17 protein-coding genes are annotated in these 15894 nt (G+C 39.1%); 12 read left to right on the forward strand and 5 right to left on the reverse strand.

Features of this window, described 5'->3' with window-relative positions:
* Nucleotides 1-58: 58 nt before the first annotated feature.
* A complete protein-coding gene (gene trpS / locus I2D56_RS09190) occupies nt 59-1084 on the forward strand; it encodes a tryptophan--tRNA ligase (protein WP_042361299.1) in 1026 nt (341 codons plus the stop codon).
* A 167-nt stretch (nt 1085-1251) separates the two neighbouring features.
* Entirely contained in the window at nt 1252-2733 is a 1482-nt protein-coding gene (guaB, locus tag I2D56_RS09195) for an IMP dehydrogenase (RefSeq protein ID WP_195348410.1), read from the forward strand.
* Between the two features lie 81 nt (nt 2734-2814).
* Here guaB and recF read toward each other — a convergent pair whose 3' ends face one another.
* Together recF and yaaA are read right to left on the reverse strand one after the other, a co-directional pair.
* Nucleotides 2815-3903 carry a DNA replication/repair protein RecF gene (recF, locus tag I2D56_RS09200; RefSeq protein ID WP_042361444.1) on the reverse strand — a complete coding sequence of 363 codons (1089 nt, stop codon included), beginning with the start codon at nt 3901-3903 and terminating at the stop codon, nt 2815-2817.
* A 1-nt stretch (nt 3904) separates the two neighbouring features.
* On the reverse strand, nt 3905-4276 hold the full coding sequence (gene yaaA, locus I2D56_RS09205) for a S4 domain-containing protein YaaA (RefSeq protein WP_023024793.1): 372 nt from the start codon (nt 4274-4276) through the stop codon (nt 3905-3907).
* A gap of 152 nt (nt 4277-4428) precedes the next feature.
* Here yaaA and yfmF point away from each other — a divergent pair, with 152 nt between their 5' ends.
* The 7 genes from yfmF to I2D56_RS09240 all read left to right on the forward strand — a co-directional run bounded on the left by yfmF (nt 4429) and on the right by I2D56_RS09240 (nt 10850).
* Entirely contained in the window at nt 4429-5679 is a 1251-nt protein-coding gene (gene yfmF, locus I2D56_RS09210; protein WP_123159943.1) for an EF-P 5-aminopentanol modification-associated protein YfmF, read from the forward strand.
* A complete protein-coding gene (gene yfmH, locus I2D56_RS09215) occupies nt 5676-6962 on the forward strand; it encodes an EF-P 5-aminopentanol modification-associated protein YfmH (RefSeq protein WP_023024790.1) in 1287 nt (428 codons plus the stop codon). Before yfmF ends, yfmH begins: the two co-directional genes overlap by 4 nt.
* A gap of 96 nt (nt 6963-7058) precedes the next feature.
* Complete coding sequence (pgsA, locus tag I2D56_RS09220; protein ID WP_023027422.1) at nt 7059-7598, forward strand: CDP-diacylglycerol--glycerol-3-phosphate 3-phosphatidyltransferase; 540 nt, start codon at nt 7059-7061, stop codon at nt 7596-7598.
* Nucleotides 7599-8426 carry an energy-coupling factor ABC transporter ATP-binding protein gene (locus I2D56_RS09225; RefSeq protein ID WP_023024787.1) on the forward strand — a complete coding sequence of 276 codons (828 nt, stop codon included), beginning with the start codon at nt 7599-7601 and terminating at the stop codon, nt 8424-8426.
* A complete protein-coding gene (locus I2D56_RS09230) occupies nt 8411-9253 on the forward strand; it encodes an energy-coupling factor transporter ATPase (RefSeq protein ID WP_023024785.1) in 843 nt (280 codons plus the stop codon). The genes I2D56_RS09225 and I2D56_RS09230 overlap by 16 nt, the downstream gene beginning before the upstream one ends.
* On the forward strand, nt 9246-10040 hold the full coding sequence (locus tag I2D56_RS09235; RefSeq protein WP_023027421.1) for an energy-coupling factor transporter transmembrane component T family protein: 795 nt from the start codon (nt 9246-9248) through the stop codon (nt 10038-10040). The genes I2D56_RS09230 and I2D56_RS09235 overlap by 8 nt, the downstream gene beginning before the upstream one ends.
* A gap of 171 nt (nt 10041-10211) precedes the next feature.
* Entirely contained in the window at nt 10212-10850 is a 639-nt protein-coding gene (locus I2D56_RS09240; protein WP_195348411.1) for a LysM peptidoglycan-binding domain-containing protein, read from the forward strand.
* A 166-nt stretch (nt 10851-11016) separates the two neighbouring features.
* Here I2D56_RS09240 and I2D56_RS09245 read toward each other — a convergent pair whose 3' ends face one another.
* The 3 genes from I2D56_RS09245 to sdaAB are packed head-to-tail and all read right to left on the reverse strand — an operon-like array spanning nt 11017 to nt 13200.
* The gene (locus I2D56_RS09245; RefSeq protein WP_023027419.1) at nt 11017-11643 is read right to left on the reverse strand and encodes an HAD hydrolase-like protein; all 627 of its coding nucleotides are present in this window, start codon (nt 11641-11643) and stop codon (nt 11017-11019) included.
* A 3-nt stretch (nt 11644-11646) separates the two neighbouring features.
* A complete protein-coding gene (sdaAA, locus tag I2D56_RS09250; RefSeq protein ID WP_023024777.1) occupies nt 11647-12519 on the reverse strand; it encodes an L-serine ammonia-lyase, iron-sulfur-dependent, subunit alpha in 873 nt (290 codons plus the stop codon).
* Nucleotides 12520-12528: 9 nt separating this feature from the next.
* A complete protein-coding gene (sdaAB, locus tag I2D56_RS09255) occupies nt 12529-13200 on the reverse strand; it encodes an L-serine ammonia-lyase, iron-sulfur-dependent subunit beta (protein WP_023024775.1) in 672 nt (223 codons plus the stop codon).
* Between the two features lie 230 nt (nt 13201-13430).
* Between sdaAB and I2D56_RS09260 the strand changes: the two genes are divergently transcribed.
* The 3 genes from I2D56_RS09260 to I2D56_RS09270 all read left to right on the forward strand — a co-directional run bounded on the left by I2D56_RS09260 (nt 13431) and on the right by I2D56_RS09270 (nt 15891).
* Nucleotides 13431-13973, forward strand: a complete 543-nt coding sequence (locus tag I2D56_RS09260; RefSeq protein WP_195348412.1) for a LysM peptidoglycan-binding domain-containing protein — start codon at nt 13431-13433, stop codon at nt 13971-13973.
* 203 nt (nt 13974-14176) lie between these two features.
* Nucleotides 14177-15298: a tRNA 2-thiouridine(34) synthase MnmA gene (gene mnmA, locus I2D56_RS09265; RefSeq protein ID WP_195348413.1), complete on the forward strand. Its 1122-nt coding sequence runs from the start codon at nt 14177-14179 to the stop codon at nt 15296-15298.
* 137 nt (nt 15299-15435) lie between these two features.
* Nucleotides 15436-15891, forward strand: coding sequence for an NUDIX hydrolase (locus I2D56_RS09270; RefSeq protein WP_123159939.1), 456 nt, complete (start codon nt 15436-15438; stop codon nt 15889-15891).
* Nucleotides 15892-15894 lie beyond the last annotated feature (3 nt).

The raw sequence follows: 15894 nt of genomic DNA on the forward strand, positions 1-15894 counted from the left end.
CCTCGCATAGTTTTTGCTATGCGTGGGCTTTTATTTTGTACTTCAGGGAGGAAGAAAAATGACTAAGCCGATTATTTTAACTGGAGATCGCCCGACTGGGAAACTCCATATTGGACACTATGTCGGTTCATTGAAGAATCGAGTTCTTATGCAAAACGAAGACAAGTACCAGATGTTTGTCTTTTTAGCAGACCAGCAAGCCCTAACGGATCATGCTAAAGACCCACAAACCATTGTCGAATCCATCGGAAACGTTGCTCTAGACTATTTAGCAGCTGGATTGGATCCAAATAAATCAACCATTTTTATTCAGAGTCAAATCCCTGAGTTAGCGGAATTGACCATGTATTACATGAATTTGGTCTCTGTTTCACGTTTGGAACGCAACCCAACCGTTAAGACAGAAATTGCTCAAAAAGGGTTCGGAGAGTCTATTCCATCTGGTTTCTTGGTTTATCCTGTTTCTCAAGCAGCAGATATTACCGCTTTTAAAGCCAATCTGGTACCTGTTGGGACCGATCAAAAGCCCATGATTGAGCAAACACGTGAAATCGTCCGTTCCTTTAATCATGCTTATCATTGTGATGTCTTGGTTGAACCAGAGGGAATTTTCCCAGAAAATGAGGCAGCGGGTCGTTTGCCTGGTCTGGATGGAAATGCCAAAATGTCTAAATCTCTTGGGAATGGCATCTATTTAGCGGATGATATGGACACCTTGAAGAAAAAGGTGATGAGTATGTACACGGACCCTGAGCATATTCGTGTCGAAGATCCAGGAAAAATCGAAGGAAATATGGTTTTCCATTATTTGGATGTTTTTGGAAAAGAAGAGGATCAGGCGACTATTCAAGACATGAAAGAGCATTACCAACGGGGTGGTTTAGGTGATGTTAAAACCAAACGCTATCTTTTAGAGATTCTAGAGAGAGAGTTGGGTCCTATTCGCGAACGGCGGATTGAATTTGCTAAAGATATGGGACAAGTCTATGATATGCTTCAAAAGGGTAGTGAAGTGGCTCGTTCGGTTGCAGCAGAAACGCTCGATCAAGTCAAGTCTGCTATGGGTTTGAACTATTTCAAATAAGCTCTTGATATGAAGATGATCTAATACAATAAATGATTCAAAAGAGGTTTCAACACCTCTTTTTGAAATATTGTACAAATGATTGACAAATTATCTTAGAATGGTATGATATTATCAATCAAAAAAGACGAGCTTGGCTCAAAAAGAAAGAAAAGAGGAAAATGGGAATGTCAAATTGGGACACTAAATTTTTGAAAAAAGGTTATACCTTCGATGATGTATTGCTCATTCCAGCTGAAAGTCATGTATTACCAAACGATGCAGATCTTCGTACAAAATTGGCGGATAACCTTGTGCTGAATATCCCAATCATCACAGCTGCAATGGATACAGTCACTGAAAGCCAAATGGCTATTGCCATTGCGCGTGCTGGAGGACTTGGCGTTATTCACAAAAATATGTCCATTGCCCAACAAGCAGATGAAGTTCGTAAGGTAAAACGCTCTGAAAACGGCGTTATCATTGACCCATTTTTCTTAACACCTGAACATACCATTGCTGAAGCCGATGAACTCATGGGACGCTACCGTATCAGTGGTGTACCTGTTGTTGAAACCATGGAAAATCGTAAACTAGTTGGGATTTTGACCAACCGCGATTTGCGTTTTATTTCTGATTATGATCAACCAATTTCAAATCAAATGACGAGCGAGAATCTAGTAACTGCACCAGTCGGTACTGATTTAGAGACCGCTGAACGGATTCTCCAAGAACACCGAATTGAAAAATTGCCATTGGTAGACGAGAATGGTCGTTTGTCTGGTTTGATTACCATTAAGGATATTGAAAAAGTCATTGAGTTTCCAAATGCAGCTAAAGATGAATTTGGTCGTCTTTTAGTAGCAGGTGCGGTGGGTGTTACTTCTGACACATTTGAGCGTGCAGAAGCATTGTTTGAAGCTGGTGCAGATGCGATTGTGATCGATACGGCCCATGGTCATTCTGCAGGGGTTCTTCGTAAGATTGCTGAAATTCGGGCTCATTTCCCAGACCGCACTTTGATTGCAGGTAATATTGCTACAGCTGAAGGAGCGCGTGCTCTCTATGATGCAGGTGTTGACGTTGTTAAGGTTGGAATTGGACCTGGTTCAATCTGTACAACTCGTGTAATTGCTGGTGTTGGGGTTCCTCAAGTTACTGCGATTTATGATGCAGCTGCTGTCGCGCGTGAATATGGAAAAACAATCATTGCTGACGGTGGAATCAAGTATTCTGGAGATATTGTAAAAGCTTTAGCTGCGGGTGGTCATGCAGTTATGCTTGGTTCCATGTTTGCCGGAACAGATGAAGCTCCTGGTGAAACTGAAATTTTCCAAGGACGTAAATTTAAGACCTATCGTGGTATGGGATCCATTGCAGCTATGAAGAAGGGATCTAGTGACCGCTACTTCCAAGGTTCTGTCAATGAAGCCAACAAATTGGTTCCAGAAGGAATCGAAGGTCGGGTTGCTTATAAAGGATCAGCAGCTGATATCGTCTTCCAAATGATTGGTGGTATTCGTTCTGGTATGGGCTATGTTGGAGCTGCCAACCTTCAAGAATTGCATGAAAATGCGCAATTTGTTGAAATGTCCGGGGCAGGTTTGAAAGAAAGTCATCCACATGATGTTCAAATTACCAACGAAGCACCAAACTACTCCGTTCAATAAAAAAGAAAAAGTGTGAAATTCTATGATTTCACACTTTTATTGTGTCAAAAAGATGTAAATTTAAATTGACAACACTGTTAATTATTCGTCAATTTGACCTGAGTGAATATTGAAGATTTTTAAGTCTTCAGGCAAGTCTTTTAGGTGATCTAGAGTTGTAGTTGTAATAAATGTTTGGATGTCACGAGAGATAACTTCTAGTAAATGTAGTTGACGATTGTTGTCAAGTTCACTCATGACATCGTCTAAGAGTAAAATAGGCTTTTCATTCGTCAAGGATTCAATCAATGAAATCTCTGCTAGTTTTAATGAAAGAACAACACTGCGGTGCTGACCTTGGCTACCAAAAGTCGCATTCATGTCATTGATGTAAAAACTAATGTCATCTCGGTGAGGACCGACACTGGTTGTTTTTTTGATGAGATCCTTGGTCCGATTTTCTCGTAGTAATTTGATAAAAGTTGGGCGAAGTGTTTCTTCATCTTGAAAAGGAACAGAGGAGTCATACCGAATGGTGAGTTTTTCAGCTTGATTGGAAATTTCAAAATGTTTTTCCTGGCCAAAGTTTTCTAATTTTTTAAGAAAAACTTTCCGATGGATGCAGACTCGGCTACCATAATCTGCTAATTGTTCATCTAAAACATCTAAAAAGGTTGGATCTACTGTGTTCGCCGTTTTTAAGTAACTGTTGCGCTGCTTTAGAACATGATGATAGGCTGTTAAATCCGATAGATAAACGGGTTTCATCTGCCCTAAATCAATATCAATAAACTTGCGACGAAGAGAGGGTGATCCTTTAATGAGTTGTAAATCCTCTGGAGCAAAGAGAACCACATTCATGTTACCGATATATGTTGATAACTTGCTTTGTTTTAAGTGGTTCACTTTAGTGACTCTTCCTTTTGAGGATAAGGAAATTTCTAGAGGGATAGAGCCTGTCTTTTTTTCTAACACTCCTGAAACGGTAAATTGTTCCTCTTGAAAATGAATTAAATCTTTATCGGAACGAGTCCGATGGCTACGCGTCAAGGCTAAAAAGTAGATAGACTCAAGGAGATTGGTTTTGCCTTGAGCATTTTGACCTAAGAAAATATTCAAACCGGAGTGGAATTGGAGTTCTACTTCTTTATAATTTCGAAATTTTTGAATATGTATGGATTTAAGCCACATATTATGTCCCTGGGAAACGAACGGGTTTCCGTTTGTTCTCCTCTTTTTTTGGTTTTGTGTCTTTTTTTTGTTTCTGTTCTTTGTTTAATTTCTTCACTAATTGAGCAACGCGTTCTTTTTCTAGCTTGTCCGCTTGGTAGTCTTCAATTTCTTCTGGACTAGGTTGCGTAATCGTTACGATTTCCTTATCACCAATTACTTTGATTGTATCTCCTACTCGTAATTTACGTCCTCTTCTGGTTTCCACTTCTCCATTGACCTCTACTTGATTTTCAAGTAAAAAGGCTTTGATAGCTCCACCGCTTTGGATGATTCCCAGTTCTTTAAATAGAGCTTGTAATGTGATAAATTCATCAAAAAGTTTATAGTTCATAGTTCACCTCAATGATTGTTATTATACCACAAAAGGATGAAAAACCTAAAATAGGGCGAGTCAGTGTAAACGTTTTTTAATCTGTCTGGGAAAGATTTTACTGGGATTTCATGATATAATGAAGAGTAATATTTGTTAGAACGAGGATGACGATGGAATTAGTTACTGGTGTTCGAATCCATTTTATGAAATCAGAAAAATTTAAGACCAATGAGATAAAAGTGCGATTCTCGGCCCCCCTTTCTGAAGAAACAATAGCAGGACGTGTTTTAGCCTCACGCATGATCGAAACAGCCAATCAACTTTACCCAACTTCTCAGCAATTTAGAGAACAGTTGGCGAACTTGTATGGAGCCAATTTTTCTACTTCTGTTTCAAAACGCGGCCAAACACACTACGTTGATATTAATTTATCCTATGTCCGTGATGCTTTTTTGAGCAAGAAAAATGTCTTGACAGATCAGATGCTGGATTTATTAAAGGTATCTCTTAATGCTCCTCTTGCAGAAAATGGATGCTTTCATTCAGAAACTTTTTTAGTAGAGAAAAAAAATCTTATCACAGAACTAGAAGCAGAAATTGAAAATCATTTTTATTATGCTCACCAACAATTGAATCGGTTGTTTTATGATCAAGCTGACATGAAACTAAGTAAGTATGGAAGTGTCCAGCAGATTCAGAATGAGGATGAAGAGTCAGCTTATGAAGCATTTCAAGAAATGCTTCAAACAAATCTGATTGACTTTTTCTTTATGGGTGATTTCAATGAACTAGCGGTCATTGAAAAGATCAGTAACTTTGGTTTACAACCTCGTAAATCTAATGTCAACCTTTTTTACACACAATCTTTCTCGAATGTTGTCAGAGAAGGACTGGAGCAGCGAGAGACTCATCAATCTATTTTAGAATTAGGTTATCACTTTCCTGTTCAGTATGGAGAGAAAGAGCATTTTGCTTTAATTGTTTTAAATGGTTTACTGGGCACTTTCTCTCACTCAAAATTGTTTACAGTCATCCGAGAAAAAGAAGGGTTGGCTTATACTATCTCCAGCCATTTTGATATTTTTTCTCATTTTATGCGTATCTATGCAGGGATTGATAGAAAAAATAGAACCCGGACGATGACTCTGATGAGTCGTCAAGTGAGTGACTTTAAGAGAGGGAAGTTTACCAGTGAAGAGTTGCGCTTGACAAAAGAAATGATAATAAATGCTGCAAAATTGTCGCAGGATCGACCTGGCACCTTGATTGAAAGAGCTTATCTAAAATCCACTTTAGGAAAACAGTTCTTGTCAATTGATGATTGGATTCAAGCCATTCAACTGGTGACGAAAGATGAAATTATGGCTGTTGCCAAATCACTCAAATTACAAGCGGTCTATTTTATGGAAGGAAGAGAATGATAAAGAAAGATTTGGAGAAAATAGAGTATCCAGCTGTTGGAGAATGCGTTTATCAGACAACTCTCCAAAATGGATTGAGGTTATATTTAATTCCAAAAACGGATTTTAATGAAAGCTATGCAATCATTTCTACTAAATTCGGTTCAGTTGACACAAGATTTACAATGGATGGAGTAGAAGGTGTAAAAGAATTTCCAGCAGGGATTGCACATTTTCTTGAACATAAATTATTTGAAGATCAAGACGGTCAAGATTATTTACAACATTTTGTACGGCTGGGGGCTGAAAGTAATGCTTTTACTAGCTTTACGCAGACCAGTTATCTCTTTTCGACTACCTCGTATGTCAATGAAAGTCTGAAATTGTTACTGGAGATGACACAGTCTCTTCATCTCTCAAAGGATTCTCTAAAGAAGGAACAATCGATTATTCAACAAGAAATCGAAATGTACCAAGATAGTCCTGACTATCAATTATTCTTTAGGGCGCTGGCGAATCTCTATCCAGATACACCATTGGCCCAAGATATTGCAGGTACTACAGCTTCTCTCTCTCAAATTGATGAAGAGAGTTTACAGGATAATTTCGATTTATTCTACCAACCATCCAACATGTATCTAGTAGTTGTCGGAAATTTTGATCTTGACAGTCTTGTGAACCTTGTTTCTGAATTTGAGATGAAAACTTCTTCAAATCCTCTTCCTCACATTTCACCTGTAGACTTAAATCCAGTTGTTCAAAATGAGACAAGTCGGATGGAAGTTGCTTCACCAAAATTAGCAATTGGAATTCGTGGAAGAAATCAAATTCCTCCTATGTACCAGTATCGCTACAAGATTATCCTCAAATTATTGTTTGCAATGATGTTTGGGTGGACATCCAAACGATTTCAGTCGCTTTATGAAGTTGGTAAACTTGACAACTCCTTGACATTAGAAATTGAAGTCGAGTCTTCGTTTCACTTTGTGATGTTAACGATGGATACTTCTGAACCTGTCAGTATATCACATCAGTTCAGAACTGCCATAAAGAATTTTGAGAAAGATCCCGATGTGACTCAAGAGCATTTGGATACGATTAAAAGCGAAATGTTTGGTGATTTTTTACATGGTTTGAATTCCTTGGATTATATTGCTACTCAATTTAATCCAATTGAGACGGGTGAAAATCTATTTGACCTTCCAAAAATTTTACAAAGTATTTCTTTACAAGACGTTGTAAAGGTTGGGCGAGACTTTGTCAACGCTTGTGATATGACGGACTTTATCATTTTTCCTAAATAATGGGAAAAGAATGGAATGATGATTTTGTCGAATTAAATCGAGGTCGGTTTTGTCAATTAGATGTAAACTATTATGTAAACTAGTAAGGAGACTAGAATGAAAAAAGAAAATATTCCTAATGCCTTAACACTGATTCGAATTGTGTTTATTCCCATTTTTATTTTGATGCTAATATTTGGCAAAAGTTATGGCTGGCATGTAGCAGCAGCTATCGTATTTGCTGTTGCAAGTATCACCGATTATTTAGACGGTTATCTAGCTCGTAAATGGAACGTTGTTAGTAACTTTGGAAAATTTGCAGATCCTATGGCTGATAAGCTTCTTGTCATGTCTGCCTTTATCATGATGATTGAATTAAAGATGGTTCCGGCCTGGATTACGGCAGTTATTATTTGCCGTGAATTAGCTGTTACTGGCCTCCGTCTGTTATTGGTTGAAACAGGAGGAGTTGTTTTGCCAGCAGCTATGCCTGGAAAAATTAAAACCTTCTCACAAATGTTTTCCATTATTTTCCTTCTCTTTCATTGGGATTTATTGGGCCAATTGACGCTTTATGTTGCGCTAATCTTTACAGTCTACTCTGGATATGAATACTTTAAAGGCAGTGCCTACCTCTTTAAAGATACCTTTAGATAAATGAATAATATTATAGAAGTTCGAAATCTTACATTTAAATACCAAAAAACAGATGAGAACCATCAGTTAAATGATATTTCGTTTCACGTGAAACATGGTGAATGGTTATCCATTATCGGACATAACGGAAGTGGTAAATCAACAGTGGTTCGTTTGATTGATGGTTTGTTGGAACCTGAATCGGGTGAAATCTATATCTCTGGAGATTTGCTAACTCCTGAAAACGTTTGGGATAAACGTAGTGAGATTGGTATGGTTTTTCAGAATCCGGATAACCAATTTGTTGGAGCTACTGTAGAAGATGATGTGGCGTTTGGATTGGAAAATCAAGGGATTCCAAGAGATGAGATGGTTCAACGAGTAGATGAAGCTTTGAAAATGGTTCGCATGGATGAGTTTAAGGATCGAGAACCAGCTAGGTTATCCGGTGGACAAAAGCAACGGGTGGCGATTGCAGGAATTATTGCTTTACGACCTAAAATCATTATTTTGGATGAAGCGACCAGCATGTTGGATCCTGAAGGACGCTTGGAACTGATTCGTACGGTTCGAGAAGTTAAAGAACGATACGGTTTAACGGTTATTTCTATTACCCATGATTTAGAGGAAGTTTCCCTAAGTGATCGGGTTATTCTCTTTGAAAAAGGGAAAGCGACCTTGGATCTGACTCCAAGAGAACTCTTTTCTCGAGATGATTTAGATGAAATTGGACTAGAAGAACCTTTCGCGAATCGATTGCGAAGCATTTTACATCAAAAAGGTTTTCCAGTCGGAGAAACCTATCAGACTGAAGGAGAGCTAGAAAAACTATTATGGGAATTGCTTTAAAACAGCTTAGTTATACCTATCAAGAAGGAACTCCATTTGAAGGAGCGGCTCTTTTTGATGTGAATATGGAAATCCCAAGCGGTTCTTATACAGCTCTAATTGGGCATACTGGAAGTGGAAAATCAACCATTCTCCAATTATTAAATGGTCTGCTTTTACCTAGTCGAGGGGAAGTGCAAATGAATGATTTACACATTGATTCTGAGTCCTCTCAAAAAGAGTTAAAGAACCTTCGGAAGAAAGTTGGTCTTGTTTTTCAATTTCCAGAAAGTCAACTTTTTGCTGAGACTGTGGTAAAAGATGTCGCTTTTGGTCCTCAAAATTTTGGAGTAGACCAAGAGTCAGCTGAAAGCATTGCCAAGGAGAAATTGACTTTAGTCGGTCTTTCTGAAGAGTTGTTTGAACGGAGTCCCTTTGAATTATCTGGAGGACAAATGAGACGGGTTGCTATTGCAGGCATTTTAGCGATGGAACCTGAAATCTTGGTACTGGATGAGCCGACAGCTGGCTTGGATCCCTCAGGCAGACGGGAATTAATGAAGCTATTTGCGTCACTTCATCAAGCTGGCATGACCATCGTTCTTGTTAGTCATTCTATGGAAGATGTGGCAGAATACGCAAATCTTGTTTATGTTTTGGAAAAAGGACGAATTGTGAGGTCTGGGCACCCAAGGGACGTATTTCAGGATGTAGAAGGGTTAGAAAATATTCAATTAGGTGTACCTAAAGTGACGAAATTTGCTTGGCGTTTACGTCAAAAAGGACTATCTTTGCCAATTTTACCAATCACTTTACAGGAGTTTAAGGAGTTAATTGGACATGAATAGTATGATTTTAGGACGATATGTACCAGGTAATTCCATTCTCCATCGTATGGATCCAAGAGCAAAGTTACTGGGACTTTTCTTATTAATTGTTATTTTGTTTTGGGCTAATAATGTGATGACAAATGCCCTGTTATTTTTATTTGCCCTTGCTTTGATTTTGATTGCTAAAATCCCCTTTCGTTTTTTTATTAATGGCTTGAAATCTATGGTCTTTATCATCGCATTCACCACCCTCTTTCAGTTGTTTGCGACGACTGGTGGTAAGACTTTATTTCAATTTTATTTTTTGACTGTAACGGATAAAGGTCTTGCGCAAGCTGGTGTGATCTTTTGTCGTTTTATTCTCATTGTTGTATTTTCAACGATTTTAACGCTGACAACCACACCCTTAAGCTTAGCAGATGCAGTAGAAAAATTGTTAACTCCTTTTAAAATGATCAAAGTTCCTGCTCATGAAATTGGGCTCATGTTGTCTATGAGCCTCCGTTTTGTTCCCACTCTGATGGATGATACAATTCGCATTATGAATGCACAGAGAGCTAGAGGGGTTGATTTTGGAGAAGGAAATCTCCTTCAGAAAATCCGCTCTTTTATACCGATTTTAATTCCCTTGTTTGCATCAAGTTTTAAACGTGCAGATGCTCTTGCAATTGCCATGGAAGCAAGAGGTTATAAAAGTGGAGAGGGAAGAAGCCGATACAGGCAGTTAAAATGGCAAGCCTTAGATAGTATAGCTATTCTATCTATAGTGGCAGTTGGTGCTATCATTTTTTGGTTAAAATATTAGAATACCACCACTACATATAGGGTGTTTTTTCTAAAAAGATGAAGAAAAACGCTATTTATAGCGTTTTTTGCATGAAAAATACATGTTTTTGTAACCTTTGTAACATAAAATATAACTAACTGTAACATTTAATGTGTAAGATAGTATTATGTTCGAAAGGAGAATGTATTGATGAACACAAAAAAAGTCCAATGGACATTAACTTCTATTATCTCAGCTCTTTCACTTTTTGTTACTGGTGTGGTAGTGAATGCTGAAACATACGAAGTAAAAAATGGTGATACTTTATCAGAAATTGCGATTAAGAATAACACTACTATCGAAAAGCTTGTTGAATTGAATCAAATCAGCAATCAAGATTTGATCCATGCTGGTCAAATTATTAAGTTGGGTGAACGTTCAAACTCATTGATCAACAAAGTAAATACTGCCAAAGCAAGTCAGGAACCAGTAGCTGGAGCTTCTACAAATCAAGTTGCAGCAGAAACAACAACTAATGCTACTTATAATGCGGCACCAGTTGTTACGAATTCTGGAAATGGGATTGTACTTGCAAATGGAAATACTGCTGGAGAAACTGGATCTTATGCAGCAGCTCGAATGGCTGAAATGACAGGGGTTCCTGCATCAACTTGGGAAGCAATTATTGCCCGCGAATCAAATGGTCAAGTGAACGCAGCAAACCCATCTGGGGCTAGTGGTCTTTTCCAAACAATGCCAGGTTGGGGTTCAACTGCTACAGTTGATGATCAAATCCAAGCAGCTTATAATGCCTATTCAAACCAAGGACTTTCAGCTTGGGGATACTAAAAAAGAGGGGGAACCCTCTTTTTATTTTGTTTCTTATCTTGACAAGTGCGGGAAAGAGTTGTAAAGAGGTACGATAGTATTCGTCAACCTTGATGACCGATGTGTAGTCTTACCCAAGCGTGATTTTATACAAAAAAGAGGTTTACAATTTTGTAAACCTCTTTTATCAACTTAAATGAGTGAGTAAATCTAGGGGAGAATCTATGATGGTATCAGGACTTTCCTCTTTTAATTGATTTAGAGGAGCAAAACCCCAACTGACTGCAATTGTATGAATGCCAATGGTTTTTCCTCCAATGATATCAAATTTAGTATCCCCAACGATACAAGCCTCATCTTTTGGAATTTCATGATCCAACAGTACACGCTGAATGATATCAGCTTTGTGCATGGATCCAGGGATAGAACCATAAATCCCTTCAAAATAATCACTAATTCCTAGTAAATGGGCTATTTCAAGACTCACTTCCTGATTTTTAGAGGTGGTGATGAATAAGTGGAAACCCAATTCCTTTAATTGATGAAGGAGTTCTTTGATACCTGGGTAGAGGTAGGTTTGCTGTTGGCCGGTTTCTTTGTAATAGGTGCGATAGATTTCTACAGCTTTTGTAACAAGTTCTTTTGGAACATGGTTTGTAAATGTAACCTCGAGTGGAGGGCCCATAAAGGTTCGAATAGTCTCTTTATCAGGTGCAGGAACCCCCAGCAGGTTAAAAGTGTGTAGAAAGGTGGTCTCGATACCTTCGGAACTATCGACTAAGGTCCCATCCAAGTCGAAAAATATATACTTCATAGATTACTCTCCGAAAATTTCTTGTTGTAGTCGTTTCCCAGTTGGAGTAGTTGCCAGACCACCTTCAGCAGTTTCTCTAAAGGCAGTTGGTAGACTTGATCCGACCTGATACATAGCATCGATGACTTCATCAACAGGTATTTTGGATTCAATTCCTGCCAGGGCCATATCTGCCGCAATATATGCATAACTCGCTCCCATAGCGTTTCGTTTGACACAAGGAACCTCAACTAGTCCTGCAACAGGATCACAAATCAGGCCTAGCATATTTTTAATGACGAAACAAATAGCCTGGCTAGCTTGGTAGGGACTTCCTCCCGCTGCTAGCGTTAAAGCTGCTGCGCTCATAGCAGATGCTGACCCAACCTCTGCTTGACAACCTCCCTCGGCTCCAGAAATCGATGCATTGTTGGCAATAACCAGACCAAAGGCTCCAGCCGCTAATAAGAATTCCAATTGTTGGTGTTCATCTAAATGGAGTTTCTCAATCGCTGAAGTGAGAACAGCGGGTAAACAACCGGCCGATCCGGCTGTTGGAGTAGCACAGACCAAGCCCATTTTTGCATTGTGTTCGTTGACAGCGATAGCATTTTTGGCTGCAGTTAGGACAGTATAGTCAGAGAGGGCTTTTCCAGATTGAATATAGCGATCTAGTTTTGCAGCATCTCCTCCTGTCAAGCCACTTCGAGAAAGCTGATCATTGAGGCCTAAGTGGACAGATTCTTTCATCACCTCAAGATTACGTGTCATAAGAGTCAGAACTTCTTCTCGCTCACGGCCAGTTAGTTCAAACTCGGTAGCAATCATTAATTCTGCGACATTTCCTTCATAGTGGAGGGTCGCTTGCTCAACTAGTTCTGTAATTGAATAAAACATGGGGTCTCCTTATTGAAAGAAATTCACATTGTGTAAATGGGGAATTTGACGGATTAATTCAATCGCTTCGTCACAATTTCGAGAATCTACTTCAATGATCATAATAGCCTTTTCACCAGCTTTTTCGCGGGTTACGTTCATTTGGGCGATATTGATATCATAGCGGGAAAGGGCTTCTGTAACATGGGCAATCATCCCAGGAACGTCTTGGTGAACGATAATAATAGTTGGGGTGTTCATGTTCAGTGAAATTGCGAAGCCATTTAACTCAGTTACCTGAATATTCCCCCCACCAATAGAAATTCCTGTGACGGAGATAGTTTTATGCTCATTTTTTACCGTGATGGTCGTCGTATTTGGATGAGGAGCATTACTCTCCTTTTGAATAGACCAAACGATTCGAATTCCTCTTTCATGTGCAATTTCAAGACTATTGGGAATTCTTGGATCATCTGTGTCCATGCCTAAAATACCAGCTACAAGGGCCAAATCTGTTCCGTGACCGCGATAGGTTTTGGCAAAGGAATTAAACAACTGAAATTCAACTTCTGTCGGATCCTCTCCAAAAATAGAAGAGACAATTTTTCCAATACGAACGGCTCCAGCAGTATGGCTACTAGAAGGTCCAATCATAACTGGTCCAATAATATCAAATACGGATTGGAATTTAAGCGAATTCATCAGTCTGCTCCTTAGGGTTTCTTTTCTTTCATTATAACAAATCTAGGTCTTGTTTTCTCCTATTTGAGAGGGAAATTTTGTTTTAAACTTAAAAGATACTTAAAACCATTTTATTTGAGGTGTTATTTATTCTCGCTAACACATTGTTGAAACATTTGACGTGATTTCATAAAATTTCCGAAACATTTCTTCTGTAAGATAGAGAGCATACAGAAAAGGAGTGTAAAACCATGAATAAAAAAATGTTTGTAAAACGTGTTATCGAACTTAGCTTATTATCAGGAATGTTTATTCCTGTCCTCGCCAGTGCAGAATCTTACACTGTAAAGTCAGGGGATACCTTATCTGCTATCGCTAAGGAAAAGAACACCACTGTTGATGAAATTGCTAAGAAAAATAAGATTAGCAATGTAAATCTCATTACAGTTGGACAAGTTCTTGAGATTGAAGAAACTAGCTCAACTAAACAGACAACTGAGCAAGCTACCACCAGTAAAGTTGACACTACACAAGCAACAACGACGGGTTCTGCATCAAATGGCTTGAGTGCAGAGGATGCTGCGGCTAAAGAATGGATTGCTCAGAAAGAATCAAGCGGCAGTTATACAGCACAAAATGGCCAATATTATGGTCGATATCAGTTAACAATCACGTATTTAAATGGAGATTTATCACCTGAAAATCAGGAAAAAGTAGCCAATCAATATGTTGTCAACCGCTATGGTTCATGGTCGGCAGCTAAAAACTTCTGGCTGGCCAATGGTTGGTATTAAAGTAGATGAAAGAGTTCAGCAATTGGACTCTTTTTGATTTACAGACTTGTAAACGTCTAGATACAATAGTCAATAAGTAGAATGGCATGATGCTTGTTTTCTACTATAAAGCGTGTTACAATTGATAATGCTCAAAACGACCTTCAATCGTTGAAGCAAACCACGACCTTCAATCGTGAGAAACGAAAAGATGGGAGAAACCTATGAGTGATAACTCGAAAACACGTGTTGTTGTTGGTATGAGTGGCGGTGTCGATTCATCTGTTACGGCTTTGTTGTTAAAACAACAGGGTTACGATGTCATTGGCATCTTCATGAAAAACTGGGATGACACAGACGAAAATGGTGTTTGTACAGCTACAGAAGATTACAAAGATGTAGCAGCGGTTGCAGACCAAATTGGCATTCCTTACTATTCTGTCAACTTTGAGAAAGAATACTGGGATCGCGTCTTTGAATACTTCCTTGCAGAATACCGTGCAGGCCGTACACCAAATCCGGATGTCATGTGTAACAAGGAAATCAAATTTAAGGCCTTCTTAGATTATGCCATGACTCTCGGTGCCGATTATGTAGCGACAGGGCATTATGCGCGCGTGGCACGAGATGAGGACGGCATTGTTCATATGCTACGTGGCGTTGACAATGGGAAGGATCAAACTTATTTCTTAAGCCAGTTGTCTCAGGAGCAACTTCAAAAAACCATGTTCCCATTGGGACATTTGGAAAAGCCTGAGGTTCGCCGTTTGGCAGAAGAGGCTGGATTGGCAACAGCTAAAAAGAAAGATTCCACTGGGATCTGCTTTATCGGTGAAAAGAATTTTAAAGAGTTTCTCAGTAACTACCTCCCTGCCCAGCCAGGCCGAATGATGACTGTAGATGGACGTGATATGGGCGAACATGCTGGTTTGATGTATTACACAATCGGTCAACGGGGTGGTCTTGGAATTGGTGGTCAACAAGGTGGGGACAATGCCCCATGGTTTGTAGTTGGTAAAGATCTGAGTCAAAATATTCTTTATGTCGGTCAAGGCTTCTATCATGAAGCACTCATGTCAACAAGTTTACAAGCTAGTCAAGTTCACTTTACACGAGATATGCCAGAAGAGTTTACACTAGAGTGTACAGCCAAGTTCCGCTATCGCCAGCCAGATTCCAAAGTGACGGTTCATGTCAAGGGTGACAAGGCTGAGGTTATTTTTGCAGAACCTCAACGGGCCATTACACCAGGTCAGGCTGTTGTCTTTTACGATGGTGAAGAGTGTCTCGGAGGTGGTTTGATTGACAATGCTTACCGGGATGGAGAAGTTTGTCAGTATATTTAAATTGACAAATTTTCTCAATTTGCTACAATAAGAAAAGCAATAGAAATGATGGTCAAAGCTCATGGATGTTGCAGGCTTTTTTGTCCTGCACTTCTCAGAGTTTTGACTATTTTTGTGTCGTTTCGAAAGGAAGTAACATGCAAGAACAGGATTTTCGGACCAAGTTGAATCAGACGGTTTTTGGTGTGAGAGCAACTGCTTTAATTGTAGAAAATGGTCGATTGTTAGTTATAGAAGACAAGGATGGTTTCTATACAATCGGTGGCGCTCTTCAAGTGAATGAAGCTACAGAAGATGCTGTGGTTCGGGAAGTCAAAGAAGAACTTGGCGTTGCTTCTAGAGCTGGTCAGCTAGCTTTCATTGTTGAAAATCGCTTTAATCAAGCTGGAATCCACTACCATAATATTGAATTTCATTATTTGGTGGACTTGCTGGAAGATGCCCCTTTAACCATGCAGGAAGATACAAAGTCCTTACCTTGCCGGTGGCTTGCTATAGAGGCCTTATCTACTGTTGACCTGAAGCCGGCATTTTTAAAAACGGCCTTACCAGATTGGAACGGACAATTACAACACATACAGCTGGAGAAATAGGAG

It is taken from the genome of Streptococcus australis (genome assembly GCF_015553625.1).
GTDB classification, from domain to species: Bacteria; Bacillota; Bacilli; order Lactobacillales; family Streptococcaceae; genus Streptococcus; species Streptococcus australis_B.